Below are 16,979 nucleotides of genomic sequence, written 5' to 3'. Positions count from 1 at the left end.
ACGGCGCCGGGGCGGGTGGCGCTGATCCGGGCCGCCACCGCTCCGCTGCACCCCTGCCTCTTCCTGACCGGCGAGCCACTCACCGGTGCGGATGCAGGTGGCCGGGCGGGCGGGCGCCTCTGTCAACCAAGGTTGACAATCGGGGATGCGTCAACCAGAGTTGACGTCATGAGCGACACCAAGCAGCTCGCGGCAGCCGCGAGCAGTCGTGACCCGGCCGTCGGCCTGCGCGCGGTGCGGGCCCTGCGGGACCTGGCGGACCGGCTGGAGGACATCCAGGTCGGGAACGCGCGCGGCCAGGGCTGGTCCTGGCAGGAGATCGCGGTCTGTCTGGGCGTCACCCGGCAGGCCGTCCACAAGAAGCACGCCAAGCGGGAAGGAGGCTGAGGGATGTTCGAGCGGTTCACGGTGGCGGCCCGTCAGGTGGTCGTGCGGGCCCAGGCCGAGGCGCAGGAGCTGGGCCACGGGTACACCGGCACCGAGCACCTGCTGCTCGGGGTGCTGGCCGACCCCGCCGATCCGGCGGCGGCGCTCCTGGTGGCGAAGGGGGTGGACCACGCGGCCGTCCGGGCCGGGGTGGTCCGGCTGGTCGGGGGTGGTGGCCGGGACGGCGACGCGGAGGCGCTGGCCTCGATCGGGGTCGACCTCGACGCCGTCCGGGCGGCGGTGGAGGCCGAGTTCGGCGAGGGGGCGCTCGCCGCTGCGCCGGAGGGGCCGAAGTGGCGCGGGCGGCTGTGGGGCATGGCCGACCGCAGCCCGTTCACCCCGCGCGCCAAGAAGGTGCTGGAGCTCTCGCTCCGGGAGGCGCTGCGACGGAAGGACAAGGAGATCGCGGTGCGCCACCTGCTGCTCGGGCTGCTCCGCGAGGGCGGTGGCCTCGGGGTCCGGGTGATCGCCGACCGGGGTGTCGACCTACCGCTGCTGCGTGCCGAGTTGGAGCACCTGCAAGGCTGAGGCCACGGGTCGTTCGGGCGCCGTCCAGGTCGGGTCACGGACGGTGCCCGAATGGCGGACGGTGCGTCAGAAGCCGTCTTGAGTACAAGGGGTGAACGGATATGATCTGTTGACCGCGTGTACTGATCAACCGCCCGGAGAGTGACGGGTGCGGTGCGCTGGTCGACAGCCCAGCAGCAGCCGTCCGCCCCCGAGGATCAGTCTGATGAGAGCTCAGCCCCGCCGCGCCACCGGCGGTAGCAGCACCGGCCGTTGGGCGGTGCTCGGCCTGGCGGCCGGCGTGCTGGCCGCCGTCGCCGCGATCGTGACGGCCCCGGCCGGGCACCGCTTCGCCGTGGAGCTCACGGTGGCCGGGGCGCTGGTGCTCTGGTCCGGCCTGCTCGCACTGAGCTGCCGTCAGGTCCGGGGCCGGGCCCGGGTGACGGCCGATCTGGAGGTCACCCGGTACGAGCTCACCGAGGTGACCGGCCGGGCCGCCGTGCAGCACGCCGAGCTCTCCGCCACCCACACCGCCGCCGCCCGGCTACGGGCCGCCCTGGCCACCGCCGAGGCCGAGCGCGAGGCGCTGCGCGCCGAGCTGCACGCCGCGGCCGAGGAGCTGCGGGAGGTCCGCGCCGACGCCGGGCAGCTGCGCGAGGCGGTCGAGCGGGCCGGTCAGGAGCGGGCCGAGCTCGACGAACTGACCGATCGGGTGCTGCCCGAGGTGCTCGGCCGGCTGCGCTCCGGCAGCTCGGTGGAGACCGCGCTGGCCGGCCGCACCGCGCTCCCGCACGCCGGGCTGCTGCGCACGGTGGCCACCGAGGTCGGCCGGGGCGAGCGGCAGCGGGCCGCCGCGCTGGCGGTCTGCGCGACCGCCGCCGGACGGGTCCAAGCGCTGGCCACCAGCATGCACGCGGAGCTGCGCGAGATGCAGCACCGGCACGGCGAGGACGTCCTCGGGGACCTGCTGACGCTCGATCACTCCACCGCCCAGGCCGGCCGGATGGCCGACTCGATCGCGGTGCTCACCGGAGCCCGGACCGGCCGTCGCTGGACCAGGCCGATCGCCGTGGAGTCGGTGCTGCGCGGCGCACTCGGGCGGATCGGCGGCTACCGCCGGGTCCGGCTGCACTCGGCCAGCACGGCGGCGGTGGCCGGCTTCGCGGCCGAGGGCGTGATGCACCTGCTGGCCGAACTGCTGGACAACGCGGTCAACTTCTCCGCCCCGCCGGCCGAGGTGCACGTCTACGTCGAGGAGGCGCACTCCGGCCTGGTGGTCACCGTCGAGGACGGCGGCCTCGGGCTCGGCGAGAGCTGGCTGACCCGGGCCGAACGGGCCGTCTCCGCCGAGCCCCTGGACCTCGCCTCGCTCTCCTCCGGCACCCGGCTCGGCCTCGCTGTGGTCGGCGTGCTGGCCCGCAAGCACGGGCTGCAGGTCTCCTTCCGGCCGTCCGCCCGGGGCGGCACCGGAGTGGTGGTGCTGATCCCCGAGCACCTGGTCACCCACCCGGCGGCCGAGCGCGCCCCGCTGCCCCTGCCGGCCGCCGCCGTCCCGGCCGTGGCCGCTCCCGCAGCTCCCGTCGTTCCCGTCGTTCCCGCCGTCGAGCCGTCTCCCGTGCACGAGCGCCCGGTCGCCCTGGCTGCCCCGGCCCTGGCCCCGGCGCTCCCGCCGGCCGCCGCGACCACCGAGAACGGCCTGCCGCAGCGGCGCCGGGGCCAGACCCTGAGCGCGGCCCGGGCGTCCGCCACCGCGTCCGCCCAGGCACCCACGCCCGCTCCGGAGACCGCTTCCTCCACCGCGCCCGCCGCCCGCCCCCGTACCGACGCGGCGGTCGCGGCGGCCCGGTTCGGGGCCTTCCGCCGGGCCGTCCAGTCGGCCGCCGGGCAGACCACCGGACAGCCTGCCGACCAGGTCGCCGACCAGGTCGCCGACCAGGCCGCCGGGCGGAGCACCGTGCGGCCCGCCGGGGCCGGGCAGTCCGCCGAGCACTCCTCCGCGCAAGCCCCCGAGCCGGTCGCCACACCGGCCCGGGAGACCGGGGCCGCCACCACAGCGGCCACCTCCGACGACGCTTCCCAGAAGGACGATCCGCGATGAGCAGCAGCACCACCACCGACCGCGACCTCGACTGGCTGTTGGAGAACCTGCTGGGCTCCACCCCCGGCACCCGGCACGCCCTGGTGCTCTCGGCCGACGGCCTCAAGCTTTGCCACAGCTCGGGCCTGACGGTCGATCAGGCCGACCAGCTGGCCGCCATAGCCTCCGGCATCCAGAGCCTGGCGCACGGGGCCTCGATCGAGTTCGGCGACGGCACCGGCGGGGTCCGGCAGTCGATGACCGAGTTCCACGGCGGCATCCTGTGCATCGTCGCGGCGGGCGAGGGTGCCCACCTGGCGGTGGTCACCGAGGAGAGCGCCGACGTCGGCGTGGTCGGCCACAACATGCAGGGGCTGGTCGAGCAGATCGGCGCGTACCTGACCGCTCCGGCCCGCGCAGCCTCCCCGGCATGAGCGCCGCCAGGGCGCTGCCCGGCCCGGACGACTCGCCGGACCGGCTGTACACGGTGACCGGTGGCCGCAGCCGCCCGCCGGAGAACGCCTTCGACCTGGTGACGCTGATCGTCGCCGAGCAGCCCCCGGCCCCCGGCATGCAGTCCGAGCTGGCCCGGATCCTGGAGCTGGCCGCCGCTCCGACCGCGGTGGTCGAGCTGGCGGCCGAACTCGCCCTGCCGGTCAGCGTGGTGAAGATCCTGCTGGGCGACCTGCTGGAGGGCGGCCGGATCACCGCCCGGCACCCCCGGTTCGCGCCGAGCAAGGCCCGGCTGCCCGACCTCGACACCCTGGAGCAGGTGCTGCATGGCCTCCAACGGCTCTGACCCGGTGCTGCTGCGGCCCCGGTCGGCCGCTCCGCTGGGCTCCACCGCCAGCACCGGTCTGAAGATCGTGGTGGTCGGCGGCTTCGGGGTCGGCAAGACCACCCTGGTCGGCGCGGTGAGCGAGATCCGCCCGCTGACCACCGAGGAGACCATGACCCGGGCGGGGGAGGGGGTGGACGACCCCTCGCTGGTCGGCTCCAAGCGGTCCACCACGGTGGCCTTCGACTTCGGCCGGATCACCCTGGACGAGCGGAACGTGCTCTACCTGTTCGGCGCACCGGGCCAGGAGCGGTTCTGGTTCCTCTGGGACCGGCTGTTCAGCGGGGCGCTCGGCGCGGTGGTGCTGGTCGACACCCGCCGCCTGGAGGAGTCCTGGTACGCGATCGACCGCCTGGAGCAGCACGGCACCCCGTTCGTGGTCGCCCGCAACAACTTCGGCCCGCCCGCCCACGACCTGGCCGAGGTGCGGGCCGCCCTCGACCTGCCCGAGCACGTCCCGCTGCTGGACTGCGACGCCCGCGAGCGGGCCTCCGGCAAGCAGGTGCTGATCGGACTGGTCCGCCACATCCAGCAGTTGGCCGCCGAAGCGTACGAGGAGACTCCGTGACCGAGCCCCTGACCACCCCGCCGCCGGGCTGCCCGGCGCACGCCGGGGCGGCTCCGCTGTACGGCCCGCGGTTCCAGACCGACCCGGGGGCGGTCTACCGGGAGCTGCGCGAGAAGCACGGCCCGGTGGCCCCGGTGGAGCTGGCCGGGGGAGTGCCGGCCTGGCTGGTGATCGGCTACCGCGAGCTCCAGCTGATGACCGGTCAGCCCAAGCTCTTCGGGCGGGACTCCAGCCGGTGGAACCAGTGGTCCGAGATCCCGGCCGACTGGCCGCTCAAGCCGATGATGGCCCCCGTCCCGTCGGTCCTCTACGCCGAGGGGGCCGAGCACCGGCGCCGCAAGGCCGCGATCACCGAGGCGCTGGCGGCGGTGGACCAGTACGAGCTCAAGCAGTACTGCGAGGAGGTGGCCGACCGGCTGATCGACGGCTTCGCCGCCAAGGGCGAGGCCGAGCTGGTCGCCGACTACGCGCACCGGCTGCCGCTGCTGGTGCTCTGCCGGCTGCTCGGGCTGGACGAGGACGAGGCCCCGGTGCTGATCGCCGCACTGGTCGCGATGCTGGACGGCGGGGCGGACGCCCAGGCCGGGGCGCAGCGGCTGCTGGACGTGATGCTCAAGCTGGTGCTGCGCAAGCGTGGGCAGCCCGGCCCGGACGTCACCTCCCGGCTGGTCGGGCACCCGGCCGGGCTGACCGACGAGGAGGTGATGCGCGACCTGCGGGTGATCCTGATCGCCGGTCACCAGCCCTGCGCCTACTGGATCTCCAACGCGCTGCGCCTGATGCTCACCGACGAGCGTTTCGCCGCCTCGCTCTCCGGCGGTCGCCGCTCGATCGGCCAGGCCCTCGCCGAGGCGCTCTGGGAGGACACCCCCACCCAGATCTTCGCCGGCCGCTGGGCGACCCGGGACACCCAGCTCGGCGGCCGGCGGATCGCGGCCGGGGACATGCTGCTGCTGGGCATCGCCGGGGCCAACACCGACCCCTCGGTGCGGCAGCCCGACGGTACCGCCGCCGAGGGGAACCGGGCCTACCTGAGCTACTCGCACGGCCCGCACAGCTGCCCGTTCCCGGCCCAGGAGACGGCCGAGGTGATCGCCGCCACCGCGATCGAGGTGCTGCTCGACCGGCTCCCCGACCTGCGGCTGGCGGTCACCGAGTCGGCGCTGGTCTGGCGGCCGTCCGCCTGGGTGCGCGCGCTGGTCGCCCTGCCGGTCGCCTTCACCCCGGGCCACCCGGGCTGACCCGCCGTCAGCGGCTGCATCCTCCCTCCCCCGTCACCTCCCCCGAACCACCGGAGCACGCATGACCACCGCCGTCGTCACGATGGACCCGCTGGCCACCGACAACGCCGCCGAGGGTGCGCTGCTGCGCGCCGCCGGACCGGTGGTGCCGGTCGAGTTGATGGGCGGGGTGCGCGCCTGGGCGGTCACCCGGCACGAGGCCGCGCGGGCGCTGCTGACGGACGAGCGGCTGGTGAAGAGCGCGGAGCACTGGGGTGCGTACCGGCGCGGCGAGGTGCCGGCGACCTGGCCGCTGATCGGGCTGGCGGTGCCGGGGCCGTCCATGGTCACCACCGACGGGGCCGAGCACCGGCGGCTGCGCTCGATCGTGGCGCAGGCCTTCACCCCGCGCCGGGTGGAGGCGATGCGGCCGGGCATCGAGCGGATGACCGCCGAACTGCTGGACCGGGTCGCGGAGTCCGGCCCCGAGCTGGACCTGAAGACCGCCTTCGCCTTCCCACTGCCGATGACGGTGATCGGCACCCTGCTGGGCGTCCCGGTGGAGGACCACGGCCGGATCCGGGACCTCTACGAGCGGTTCTTCAGCAGCGTGAAGGACCCGGCCGAGGTGCCCGCGATCATCGCCGGGCTGAACGCCTTCGTGAACGACCTGGTGGCGAAGCGGCGCGCGGAGCCGGGCGAGGACCTGACCACGGCCCTGCTGGCGGCCGACGTGGAGGGCGGGGCGCTCACCGACCAGGAGGCGGCGGCCACCCTGCGGGTGATCATCGCGGCCGGTCACGAGACCACCGTCAACCTGATCACCAACGCCGTCCGGGCCCTGCTCACCCATCCGGATCAGCTGGAGCTGGTCCGCAAGGGTGAGGTGGAGTGGGCCGCCGTGGTCGAGGAGTCGCTCCGCTGGACCCCGCCGACCTCCAACTTCCTGTTCCGCTTCACCGCCGAGGAGGTGGTGTACGAGGACGTGGTGGTGCCGGCCGGCGAGGCGGTGCTGATCTCGTACAACGCGATCGGGCGGGACCCGGCGCGGCACGGTCTCACCGCCGAACTGTTCGACGTCACCCGGGAGCCGTCCCGGATCCTCTCCTTCGGCCACGGCCCGCACGTCTGCCCCGGGGCGTCGCTGGCGCGTCTGGAGGCGGGCATCGCGCTGCCCGCGCTGTTCGCGCGCTTCCCCGGGCTCCGGCTGGCGGTCGGGGACGGTGAGCTGCGGCCGAGCCCGTCGATGGTGGTCAACTCGCTGCGGGAGCTGCCGGTCCGGCTCTGACCGGGCGTCAGCGGTGACCCGGCCGCGTGACACGGCCGGGTCACGACTGCGGCACCGGGCGATGAAGGTCGAACGCGCACCTTGGCGGGGGGTGCGGCTTGGGTTAACGTCTTCGAGCCAGCCCGACCCCCGGGTACGCACCGATCTCAGGTACGGCGCAGCGCTCTTCGTCCCACCGCTGGCATGTCATGCCCTGGCTAGGAGGACCTCGTTGACCACCACCCTGATCGCGACCGGAGGCCGCCGATGACGCTCCGCCCCCGGCAGTTGGCCGTCCCGGCCGCCCTGCTCCTCGCGCTCACGGCCGCCTGCTCCAACTCCTCCTCCTCGGGCGGCGGTGGCGGCGGCAGCTCGTCCGCCGCGCTGACCGGCGACTGCGCCAAGTACCAGGCCTACGCCGGGCACTCGGGCACCAAGGTCACCATGTACGCCTCCATCCTGAGCCCGGAGTCGGACTCGCTGGAGAAGTCCTGGGCCGAGTTCAGTTCTTGTACGGGCATCAAGATCGCCTACGAGGGCTCCAGCGACTTCGAGTCCCAGCTCCAGGTGCGGGTGAGCGGCGGGAACGCCCCGGATTTCGCGATCATCCCGCAGCCCGGCCTGCTGGCGCAGATGGTGAAGACCGGAAAGGTCGTGAAGCCACCGGCCGAGACCGTGGCCAACCAGGCCAAGTGGAGCCCGGTCTGGAAGACCTACGGCTCGGTCAACGGCACCTTCTACGCCGCGCCGATGAGCGCCAACATGAAGTCGCTGGTCTGGTACTCGCCCAAGTACTTCAAGCAGGCCGGGTACGAAGTGCCCAAGACCTGGGCCGAGTTGACGGCGCTCAGCGACAAGATCGCCGGAGCGGGCGGCGGCACCAAGCCCTGGTGCGGCGGCATCGGCTCCGGCACCGCGACCGGCTGGCCGGCCACCGACTGGCTGGAGGAGGTCGTGCTCGGCACCCACGGCGGCGAGGTCTACGACCAGTGGGTCAGCCACCAGGTGAAGTTCAGCGACCCGAAGATCACCGCCGCCATGCAGACGGTGGCCGGCTGGATGCAGAACCCGGCCTGGGTGAACGGTGGCATCGGCGACGTGAAGTCGATCGCCACCACCACCTTCCAGGACGCCGGGGCGCCGATCCTCACCAACAAGTGCGCCATGCTCCAGCAGGCCTCCTTCTACGCGGCGCAGTGGCCGAAGGGCACCGCGGTCGGCCCGGACGGCGACGTCTTCGCCTTCCGGCTGCCGGCGGTGAACCCGGCGGTGCCCAGCCCGGTCGAGGGCGGCGGCGAGTTCGTCACCGCGTTCAGCGACCGGCCCGAGGCGCAGGCGGTGCAGAACTACCTCTCCAGCAGCGAGTGGGCGAGCAGCCGGGTGAAGGTCTCCAAGGGCTGGGTCTCCGCCAACCAGGGCGTGGACAAGAGCCTCTACACCGACCCGATCGACCGCATCTCGGCCGACGCGCTGACCGACCCGGCGGCGACCTTCCGGTTCGACGCCTCCGACCTGATGCCCGCCGCCGTCGGCTCGGGTGCGGAGTGGAAGGCGCTCACCGCCTGGTTCGCCGAGGGACAGGCCATCTCGAAGGTGGCGGCGGACATCGACGCGGCCTGGCCGCAGTAGGACGCCGTCACGGGCGGCGCGGGTCCACCCGCCCGCGCCGCCCTCTCCACGCCCCCTCCGAGCCCCTGCACGCCCCCGTGCGCCGCCCCGCGCCGCCCTCCTGACGCCCCGTGAGCCCCTCCCGCCCGCAACCCCTCCAAGGCCCGCTGAGGGAAGGACACCTGAATGACCGTCGGCCTGGCCGCCTCCGCGTGGACCGACGCCGGGATCAAGTTCGGCAACAGCCTGGGGGCCGTGGCCGGCTTCCTCGGCATCCTGCTGGTGGTCTTCTTCGCCGCCGGGCGGGCGAGCGGGCGCTTCGGCAGACCGCTGGCGATCGCGGTGATGCTCGGCCCGGCCGTGCTCCTCCTGCTGGTCGGCCTGGTCGCACCGCTGGTCCGCACGCTGTTCCTGAGCCTCTACGGCGCGGACAGCTCCCGCTTCACCGGCTTCGACAACTACGCCTGGGCGTTCACCACCGAGTCCGTGCACAGCGTGCTGCTGAACACCGCGCTCTGGCTGCTGGTCGCCCCGCTCGCGGCCACCGGCCTCGGCCTGGTGCTGGCCCTGCTGGTGGAGCGGATGCGCTGGCAGGCGGTCTACAAGTCGCTGGTCTTCCTGCCGATGGCGGTCTCGCTGGTCGGGGCCGGGGTGATCTGGAAGTTCGTCTACGAGTCCCGGGGCGCCGGCCAGCCGCAGATCGGCCTGCTCAGCCAACTGGCCGTCTCGCTGGGCTGGGAGCAGCCGCCGAACTGGATCCTCAGCCAGCCGCTGAACAACTTCCTGCTGATGGCGGTGATGATCTGGGTGCAGACCGGCTTCGCCATGGTGGTGCTCTCGGCCGCCATCAAGGCGATCCCGGACGAGGTCACCGAGGCGGCCCGGCTGGACGGCGCGCAGGGCTTCCGGATGTTCAAGGACGTCACCGTGCCGATGATCCGGACCACCCTGGTGGTGGTGCTGACCACGGTGATGATCACCACGCTGAAGGCGTTCGACATCGTCCGCACCATGACCGGCGGCAACTTCGGCACCCAGGTGCTGGCCAACGAGATGTACTCGCAGTCCTTCGTGCAGTTCGACGTCGGCCGGGGCTCGACCCTCGCGGTGATCCTCTTCCTCGCCGTGCTGCCGCTGGTGGCCTACAACATCGTCCAGTTGCGCAAGGAGCGTGAGACCCGGTGAAGGCGGTGCGCAAGGCGTTCGGCGGGCCGCTCGGCTCGCTCTTCGTGATCGTGGTGACGGTGCTCTGGACCGTGCCCACCCTCGGACTGCTGGTCACCTCGCTGCGCCCCAAGGAGCGGGTGGCCACCACCGGGTGGTGGGAGGTGTTCTCCGACCCGTCGATCGGCTTCGGGAACTACCACGCGGTGCTCTTCGAGGGCGGCTTCGGCAACAGCAACGGCCTGATGCCCTTCCTGGTCAACTCGCTGGCCATCGCGGTGCCGGCCACCGTCTTCCCGCTGGTGCTGGCCGCGATGGCCGCCTACGCGCTGGCCTGGGTGCGGTTCAAGGGCAGTGACACGGTGTTCTTCGTGATCTTCGCGCTCCAGGTGGTGCCGCTGCAGATGGCGCTCATCCCGCTGCTCCAGCTGTTCTCCGGAGGAGCCCACCTGGGCTCGGTGACGATCATCCCGGCGGTGGACCTGAGCGACACCTACGTGCCGGTCTGGCTGGCGCACACGATGTTCGCCCTGCCGCTGGCCACCTTCCTGCTGCACAACTTCATCTCCCAGCTGCCCCGGGACCTGATGGAGGCCGCGATCGTGGACGGGGCCTCGCACTTCAAGATCTTCCGCTCCATCGTGCTGCCGCTCTGCACCCCGGCGCTGGCCTCCTTCGCCATCTTCGAGTTCCTCTGGGTCTGGAACGACCTGCTGGTCGCGCTGACCTTCTCCGGCGGCCTCGCCGAGGTGGCGCCGATGACGGTGCGCCTGGCCCAGCTGTCGGGAAGTTTCGGCGGGCGGTGGGAGCTGCTGACGGCCGGCGCCTTCCTCTCGCTGGTCGTTCCGCTGATCGTCTTCTTTGCGCTGCAACGGTACTTCGTACGGGGCCTGTTGGCCGGTTCTGTCAAGGGTTGACCGCCTGACGAACTGTCATGGCGCAGGAATGTGTGGATTCTGCGGACATGCGCCCGCTCGACCAGGTACACAGGTGGCGGCATTTCGCCGTTGACAGACCTGGGGGCAGTGCGTGCGGTACAGAGAACGACTTTCGGGCCTACTGGTGGCCCTGCTCGCGGCGGCCACCCTGGCCACCCCGACCAACGCGTCCGCCCTGGACGCAACGGCGAAGCTCGGCAACACCACGACGGGCACCGCCACCGACTCCGGCGACTCCAACCACCTGAACGCCTCCCGCTACGTGATGGGCAGCAAGGGCGGGCAGGTCACGAGCATCTCGGTGTTCGTCGGCGACGTCGGCGCCGCTCCGAACAACCAGTACCAGGTGGCGGTCTACGGTGACGTCGGCGGCAAGCCGGGCCCGTTGGTCGCCAACAGCGCGGCGGGCACCCTGACCGCCAACTCCTGGAACTCGCTGCCGGTTTCGGCCAACCTGAGCCCGAACACCGCCTACTGGCTGGCCTACAACAGCAACGGCGTCAGCCAGGCGGTGAACAACCTGCGCTACTCCACCGGCGGGAAGGGCGCCTACAGCAACTCCTCGACCGCGTACGGCAGCTGGCCGGCCTCCTTCGGCCCGTCCACCACCACCGGCCTGGACTTCTCGATCAACGCCACCTACACCGTGGCGAACACCCCGGTCTGGACCCCGGGCGCCGGGCCCGGCGCCAGCGGGCCGGTGCTGGTGGTCACCACGGCGGCCAACCCGTACTCCAAGTACCTCGGGGAGATCCTCGAGGCCGAGGGCCTGAACAGCTACAAGACCGTCGACCTCTCGCAGGTCAACAGCCTGCTGCTCACCCAGCACAGCCTGGTGCTGCTCGGCGAGACCCCGCTGACGGACGCCCAGGTCACCATGTTCTCCAACTGGACCAGCACCGGCGGGCGCCTGGTCGCCATGCGGCCGGACAAGAAGCTGGCCCCGCTGCTGGGCCTGACCGCCTCCGCCAACACGCTGGCGGACGCCTACCTGAAGATCGACACCTCGGCGGCTCCCGGCGCCGGCCTCACCGCCGACACCATGGGCTTCCACGGCGCCGCCGACCGGTACGCCCTGAACGGCGCCACCGCCGTCGCCACGCTCTACGGCGACGCCACCACCGCCACCGCCAACCCGGCGGTCACCCTCCGGACGGTCGGCTCCGGCCAGGCCGCCGCCTTCACCTTCGACCTGGCCCGCTCCGTGGTGCAGACCCGGCAGGGCAACGCCGCCTGGGCCGGCCAGCAGCGCGACGGCGTGGACGGCTACGAGGCCAGCGAGATGTTCTTCGGCGGCAACGGCCAGGCGGACTGGAACGACCTGGACAAGGCGCTGATCCCGATCGCCGACGAGCAGCAGCGGCTGCTGGCCAACCTGGTGACCCGGATGAACCTCGCCAAGGCCCCGCTGCCGCGCTTCTGGTACTTCCCCCGGGACGTCAAGGCGGTCGTGGTGATGACCGGTGACGACCACGGAGTGGGCGGCACCTCCGGGCGCTGGGACAACTTCATCGGCCAGAGCCCGGCCGGCTGCAAGGTGGAGAACTGGGAGTGCGTGCGCGGCTCCTCGTACCTCTACAGCGGTGGCCCGCTGACCGCCGCCCAGGCGCAGGCGTACTCCGACGAGGGCTTCGAGGTCGGCTCGCACATCACCACCGACTGCCGCCCGTGGGGCACCACGGCCGCCCTGCAGTCCATGTACACCAGCCAGTTGAACGACTGGAAGGCCAAGTACCCGGCGCTGCCGACGCCGTCGAGCAGCCGCACGCACTGCGTGGAGTGGGACGACTGGGCGACCCAGGCCAAGACCAAGCTGGCCAACGGCATCCGGATGGACCACGACTACTACTACTACCCGTCCTCCTTCGTGAACGACCGGCCGGGCTACTTCAACGGGACCGGGCTGCCGATGAAGTTCGCCGACACCGACGGCAGCGTCATCGACGTCTACCAGGCCACCACCCAGATCACCGATGAGTCCGGCCAGTCCCACCCCGGCACCATCAACACCCTGCTGAACGCCGCCTACGGTGCCCAGGGCTACTACGCCGCGGTGACCGCCAACATCCACACCGACTTCGCCCCCTCGCAGACCGCCGACCAGATCATCGCGGCGGCCAAGGCGAAGGGCGTGCCGGTGGTCTCCAGCCGCCAGCTGCTCAACTGGCTGGACGGGCGCAACGGTTCGGCCTACTCCGGGATCAGCTGGAACGGCACCACGCTGAGCTTCTCGATCACCGGCGGGGTCAACGGGCTGCGCGGCATGCTGCCGGTGCAGGCCTCCAACGGCACCCTGCTCGGCATCAAGCAGGCCGGCGTCCCGGTGCCCTACCGGGTGGAGACCGTGAAGGGCGTCAACTACGCCTTCTTCAACGGCAACGCGGGCTCCTACACCGCGACCTACGGCCAGGACACCACCCGGCCGACCGTCACCGGCACCACCCCGGCCAACGGCGCCACCGCGGTGCCGGGGCAGAACCCGGTGCGGTTCGCCTTCAGCGAGCCGCTGGACGGCTCGTCGGTCGGCCCGACCGACGTCACCGTGGTCCCGACCGCCGGCGGCGCGGCGGTGAGCGGCACCGTCTCGTACGACTCCACCACCAACGGCGTGGTCTTCACCCAGGCCTCCCCGCTGGCGGTCTCGACCTCCTACCGGGCCACCGTGCAGGGCGTCCGGGACGTGGCCGGGAACACGCTGGCCGCGCCGTACGCGATCACCTTCACCACGGCCGCGCCGCCGCCGCTGACCGTCGGCAACGCCGAGATCGGCACCCAGGAGGACGACAACTCCTCCAACCACCTGAACGGCAGCCGGTTCGTCACGGGCGCCTCGGCGATCACCCTCAAGCAGCTGAGCGTGCACGTCGGTTCGGTCAGCGCGGCACCCAACAACCAGTACCAGCTGGCGGTCTACACGGACGTGGACGGCGTGCCGGGCACCCTGGTGGCGAGCACGCCGTCCGGGACCCTGACGGCGGACTCGTGGAACTCGCTGCCGGTGAACCTCGCGCTGTCCGCCGGGACGGCGTACTGGCTGGTCTACAACACCAACGGCACCGGGCCGGCACTGAACAACATGCACTACAACGTCGGGTCCTACGGGGTCGGGGCGTACCAGGGGGCGGCAGCGCCGTTCGGCACCTGGCCGGCCAGCTTCGGGGCGGCGAACCGGACCTCGCTGTCCTACTCGCTGTTCGGGACGTACTGACGTACCGGCGTACTGACGTGCCGGCGTGTCGGCGTTCTGACGTACCGGCGGCCTCTGGCGTACTGAGGCTTCGTCATGGCTCGGTAACAGAAGACGCCGATAGTTTTGAACCTGTTCAGAAAGGTGGATAGTCTCCTCGCGTCCCGGGCGCGGCGCAGCACCGTTCAGGGTGCTGCGCCGCGCCCGCTCGTTCTCTGAGGGGGCGTCATGTCCACACCACAGCCGTCGTCATCGTCATCCGGTTCTGCCCCTGGCCCTGGCCCGGCAGCGGGAGGCGCACACCTTCCCAAGCAGCCGTCCCCCGACGTGTGGGCTCCACCGGCGTCCGACCCGAAGCCGCACTGGGTCACGGCCACCACGGCCGAGCGACCGGCCCCGCCCGGTGTGCGGGTCCTGCTCGGGGCGCTGCTGACCGGAGCGGTGGCGGCGGCGGTGCTGGTCGAGGGCGCGGGCGTGAACCTGCTGCTGTTCGCGCTGGCCGCCGCCGTGGCGGCCGGCTCGGCGGCGGTGGCCCGGGGGCGGCGGCCCCGGCCGTGGACCCTGGTGTGGGGCTTCTCCGCCTTCGCGCTGCTGCTGGTGCCGGTGCTCAGCGACGCGGGCTGGCCGAGCTTCCTGGCCTTCGTGGCGGCAGTCGGCTCGGCCGCCCTGGCCCTGCACGGCGGCCGACGGTGGCCGGCCGTGCTGCTCGCCCCGCTCGGGCTCGGGCTGCACGCCTTCTCGGTGCTGCCCTGGCTGGTCCGGGGGCTGCGCGCGCGGCCCGTGCCGTCCGCGCGGCGGGTGCTGCCGGTGGTCAGGACGGTGCTGGTGACGGGCGGTCTGCTGGTGGTCTTCGGTGCGCTGTTCGCCAGCGCCGACGCGGCGGTCGGCGAGCTGGTCGACTCCCTGGTGCCCAGCATCGACCTGGGTGAACTCCCGGTCCGGGCCGTGCTGTTCGCCTTCGGCACCGGCGTCGCCCTGGTCGCCGCGCACACCGCTGCCGCACCCCGCCGCTTCGACCGGCTGCCGCTGTGGCCCGGCCGGGAGCGCGGCCGGGCGGAGTGGGCCGTCCCGATGCTCGCGCTCAACCTGCTCTTCGGCGGCTTCGTCGCCGTCCAGGCCGTGGTCTTCTTCGGTGGCTACGAGGCGGTGATGAGCAAGCCCGGCCTGGTGCCCGCCGAGTACGCCCGTCAGGGCTTCTGGCAGCTGCTCTGGGTCACCGTGCTGGCCCTCGCGGTGGTCGCGCTGGCCCAGCGCTGGGCGCCCCGCCGGACCGCCTCGGACCGGCTGCTCGGCAAGGGGCTGACCGGTCTGCTCTGCGTGCTCACCCTGGTGGTGGTCGCCTCCGCGTACTACCGGATGCAGCGGTACGTGGACGTCTTCGGGCTGACCAGGCTTCGGGTCACCGTGACGGCGGCCGAGCTCTGGCTCGGGGCGGTCTTCGTCCTGGTGCTGATCGCGGTGCTGGCCGGTGCCCGGGTGGCTCGGCTGCTGCCCCGGGTGGTCGCGCTCAGCGCGGTGGCGGGGGTCGCCGCCTTCGGCCTGGTCCGGCCGGACGCGCTGATCGCCGAGCAGAACGTCACCCGCTTCGAGCGCCTCGACACCATCGACCTGGCCTACCTCAGCAGCCTCTCCGCCGACGCCGTCCCGGCGCTGGACCGGCTCACCGGCGAGCGGCGGACCTGTGCCCTGCAGGCCATCGCCGTCTCGCTGGAGGGGCGGCCCACCCCCTGGTACGCGGCCAGCCTGTCGGAGGGCCGGGCCCGGGAGCTGCTGCGGGAGCGGCCGGTGGACCTGCGGGCCGACTGCGACAGCAGCCGCTACCCGGCGGGTGGGGAACTGCCGTAGCGGGTGGGGTGGTTGCCGCTGATGCCGCGGGGGCGGTGGGTGCGTGCCGTGGCGGGACCGGCCGTGCGGCGGACGGGCGGTGGACGGGCGGCGGGTGCGGGCGTGCCGGGGGGGCACGTCGGTGGCCGCCGGGCGTCCGTCGCACGGTCGCGTCGCGCGGTGCGGGCCGTGGGCGGGCCGGCTCCGGTGGTCGCGCTGCGACCGTCCTGGCGGGGGTGGCGGGTGTCCTAGGCTGGACAGTGCGCGGGGCCGGTCTCCGTCGAACCGCTCCGAACCGAAGGACCCGCCATGCCGTACGAACCGCCCAGCCACTCGGTCGAGCGCTCGCTGCGCCGGGCGGGCGCCCAGGTGGTGGTCGGGCTGGACGAGGTCGGCCGGGGTGCCTGGGCCGGGCCGGTCACGGTCGGGGCCGCGGTCACCGGCCTGCGCAAGCCGCCCGCAGGGCTCACCGACTCCAAGCTGCTCACCGAGAAGCGCCGGACCGAACTCGCCCCGGTGCTCGCCGACTGGGTCACCGCCTACGCGCTCGGCCACGCCTCCCCCGAGGAGTGCGACGAACTCGGCATGACCGCCGCGCTGCGGCTGGCTGCGGTGCGCGCGCTGGAGGCACTGCCGGTCCGGCCGGACGCGGTGATCCTGGACGGCAAGCACGACTACCTCGGAGGCCCCTGGCGGGTCCGGACCGTGATCAAGGGCGACCAGTCCTGCATCTGCGTCTCGGCCGCCTCGGTGCTCGCCAAGGTGCAGCGCGACGCGATGATGGCCGAGCTCGGCGAGGAGTACCCCGCCTTCGCCTTCGCCGAGAACGCCGGCTACCCCTCGCCGGTGCACCGCGCCGCGTTGGAGGAGCACGGCCCGACCCGCCACCACCGGACCTCCTGGGCGTACATGGACGGGTTGACCCGGTGGAGCCACCTCAAGCGGGTGCGCGAGCCCGAGCCGCAGGACGAGCAGCTGACGCTGGGCTTCTGACCCGGTGTCGGAAGGGTGACCACTCGATCCCAACTCGTGGGGTGCCCGTGCGCGTTCGAGCGCCATTTGATAGACATCGGGTCATGCCTGTTTCCCCCGAGGAGCCGGAGGTCCGCGTGAGCGCGGAGCCGGAGATCCACGAGAGCGTTCCGGGCCCCGGTGTCCCCCTCCCGCGAGAGTCCTCCCTCCGTATGCCTGATGCCCAGTCCGCTGGTGTCCCGTCCGTCTCCTCCTCCGCTGCCCGGCCCGTGCCCGGGCCCCGGCCCGGTCCCAAGCCGGGGCCGCGTCCCGGTCCGCGTCCGGGCCCCCGTCCCGGCCCGGCACCGGGCGCCGCACCCGGACTCCCGGGCACCACGGTGCAG

Annotated in this window: 14 protein-coding genes; all 14 read left to right on the top strand. The window is 72.9% G+C overall.

Annotated elements, in window-relative coordinates; translation table 11 throughout:
* Window positions 1–168 precede the first annotated feature (168 nt).
* Complete coding sequence (locus tag ACIRBX_RS33125) at window positions 169–387, top strand: RNA polymerase subunit sigma-70 (protein WP_402302906.1); 219 nt, start codon at window positions 169–171, stop codon at window positions 385–387.
* Window positions 388–390: 3 nt separating this feature from the next.
* Window positions 391–954, top strand: coding sequence for a Clp protease N-terminal domain-containing protein (locus ACIRBX_RS33120; protein WP_402302904.1), 564 nt, complete (start codon window positions 391–393; stop codon window positions 952–954).
* A 205-nt stretch (window positions 955–1,159) separates the two neighbouring features.
* Entirely contained in the window at window positions 1,160–3,031 is a 1,872-nt protein-coding gene (locus ACIRBX_RS33115; RefSeq protein ID WP_402302901.1) for an ATP-binding protein, read from the top strand.
* Window positions 3,028–3,444, top strand: a complete 417-nt coding sequence (locus ACIRBX_RS33110) for a roadblock/LC7 domain-containing protein (protein WP_402302898.1) — start codon at window positions 3,028–3,030, stop codon at window positions 3,442–3,444. Before ACIRBX_RS33115 ends, ACIRBX_RS33110 begins: the two co-directional genes overlap by 4 nt.
* Window positions 3,441–3,809 (top strand): DUF742 domain-containing protein, encoded by a 369-nt coding sequence (locus tag ACIRBX_RS33105; protein ID WP_402302896.1) that lies wholly within the window; start codon window positions 3,441–3,443, stop codon window positions 3,807–3,809. The genes ACIRBX_RS33110 and ACIRBX_RS33105 overlap by 4 nt, the downstream gene beginning before the upstream one ends.
* The gene (locus ACIRBX_RS33100) at window positions 3,790–4,416 is read left to right on the top strand and encodes a GTP-binding protein (RefSeq protein ID WP_402302894.1); all 627 of its coding nucleotides are present in this window, start codon (window positions 3,790–3,792) and stop codon (window positions 4,414–4,416) included. Before ACIRBX_RS33105 ends, ACIRBX_RS33100 begins: the two co-directional genes overlap by 20 nt.
* The gene (locus tag ACIRBX_RS33095) at window positions 4,413–5,657 is read left to right on the top strand and encodes a cytochrome P450 (RefSeq protein ID WP_402302892.1); all 1,245 of its coding nucleotides are present in this window, start codon (window positions 4,413–4,415) and stop codon (window positions 5,655–5,657) included. Before ACIRBX_RS33100 ends, ACIRBX_RS33095 begins: the two co-directional genes overlap by 4 nt.
* Before the next feature lie 61 nt (window positions 5,658–5,718).
* Entirely contained in the window at window positions 5,719–6,924 is a 1,206-nt protein-coding gene (locus ACIRBX_RS33090; RefSeq protein ID WP_402302889.1) for a cytochrome P450, read from the top strand.
* A gap of 246 nt (window positions 6,925–7,170) precedes the next feature.
* Window positions 7,171–8,532, top strand: coding sequence for an ABC transporter substrate-binding protein (locus ACIRBX_RS33085; protein WP_402302888.1), 1,362 nt, complete (start codon window positions 7,171–7,173; stop codon window positions 8,530–8,532).
* A gap of 165 nt (window positions 8,533–8,697) precedes the next feature.
* Window positions 8,698–9,696 (top strand): carbohydrate ABC transporter permease, encoded by a 999-nt coding sequence (locus ACIRBX_RS33080; protein ID WP_402302886.1) that lies wholly within the window; start codon window positions 8,698–8,700, stop codon window positions 9,694–9,696.
* Entirely contained in the window at window positions 9,693–10,592 is a 900-nt protein-coding gene (locus ACIRBX_RS33075) for a carbohydrate ABC transporter permease (protein ID WP_402302885.1), read from the top strand. The genes ACIRBX_RS33080 and ACIRBX_RS33075 overlap by 4 nt, the downstream gene beginning before the upstream one ends.
* 112 nt (window positions 10,593–10,704) lie before the next feature.
* A complete protein-coding gene (locus ACIRBX_RS33070) occupies window positions 10,705–13,821 on the top strand; it encodes an Ig-like domain-containing protein (RefSeq protein WP_402302882.1) in 3,117 nt (1,038 codons plus the stop codon).
* A gap of 306 nt (window positions 13,822–14,127) precedes the next feature.
* The gene (locus ACIRBX_RS33065; protein ID WP_402302881.1) at window positions 14,128–15,645 is read left to right on the top strand and encodes a DUF4153 domain-containing protein; all 1,518 of its coding nucleotides are present in this window, start codon (window positions 14,128–14,130) and stop codon (window positions 15,643–15,645) included.
* Window positions 15,646–15,933: 288 nt separating this feature from the next.
* Window positions 15,934–16,617: a ribonuclease HII gene (locus ACIRBX_RS33060; RefSeq protein WP_402302878.1), complete on the top strand. Its 684-nt coding sequence runs from the start codon at window positions 15,934–15,936 to the stop codon at window positions 16,615–16,617.
* Window positions 16,618–16,979 lie beyond the last annotated feature (362 nt).

Source organism: Kitasatospora sp. NPDC096147 (assembly GCF_044763225.1).
Classification (GTDB): domain Bacteria; phylum Actinomycetota; class Actinomycetes; order Streptomycetales; family Streptomycetaceae; genus Kitasatospora.
This window is presented reverse-complemented; position numbering and strand designations above follow the sequence as displayed.

Coding starts and splice junctions, on each gene's coding strand:
- ACIRBX_RS33115 (WP_402302901.1), top strand. CDS start 1,160: ATGAGAGCTCAGCCCCGCCGCGCCACCGGCGGTAGCAGCACCGGCCGT.
- ACIRBX_RS33105 (WP_402302896.1), top strand. CDS start 3,441: ATGAGCGCCGCCAGGGCGCTGCCCGGCCCGGACGACTCGCCGGACCGG.
- ACIRBX_RS33120 (WP_402302904.1), top strand. CDS start 391: ATGTTCGAGCGGTTCACGGTGGCGGCCCGTCAGGTGGTCGTGCGGGCC.
- ACIRBX_RS33060 (WP_402302878.1), top strand. CDS start 15,934: ATGCCGTACGAACCGCCCAGCCACTCGGTCGAGCGCTCGCTGCGCCGG.
- ACIRBX_RS33080 (WP_402302886.1), top strand. CDS start 8,698: ATGACCGTCGGCCTGGCCGCCTCCGCGTGGACCGACGCCGGGATCAAG.
- ACIRBX_RS33090 (WP_402302889.1), top strand. CDS start 5,719: ATGACCACCGCCGTCGTCACGATGGACCCGCTGGCCACCGACAACGCC.
- ACIRBX_RS33110 (WP_402302898.1), top strand. CDS start 3,028: ATGAGCAGCAGCACCACCACCGACCGCGACCTCGACTGGCTGTTGGAG.
- ACIRBX_RS33100 (WP_402302894.1), top strand. CDS start 3,790: ATGGCCTCCAACGGCTCTGACCCGGTGCTGCTGCGGCCCCGGTCGGCC.
- ACIRBX_RS33125 (WP_402302906.1), top strand. CDS start 169: ATGAGCGACACCAAGCAGCTCGCGGCAGCCGCGAGCAGTCGTGACCCG.
- ACIRBX_RS33085 (WP_402302888.1), top strand. CDS start 7,171: ATGACGCTCCGCCCCCGGCAGTTGGCCGTCCCGGCCGCCCTGCTCCTC.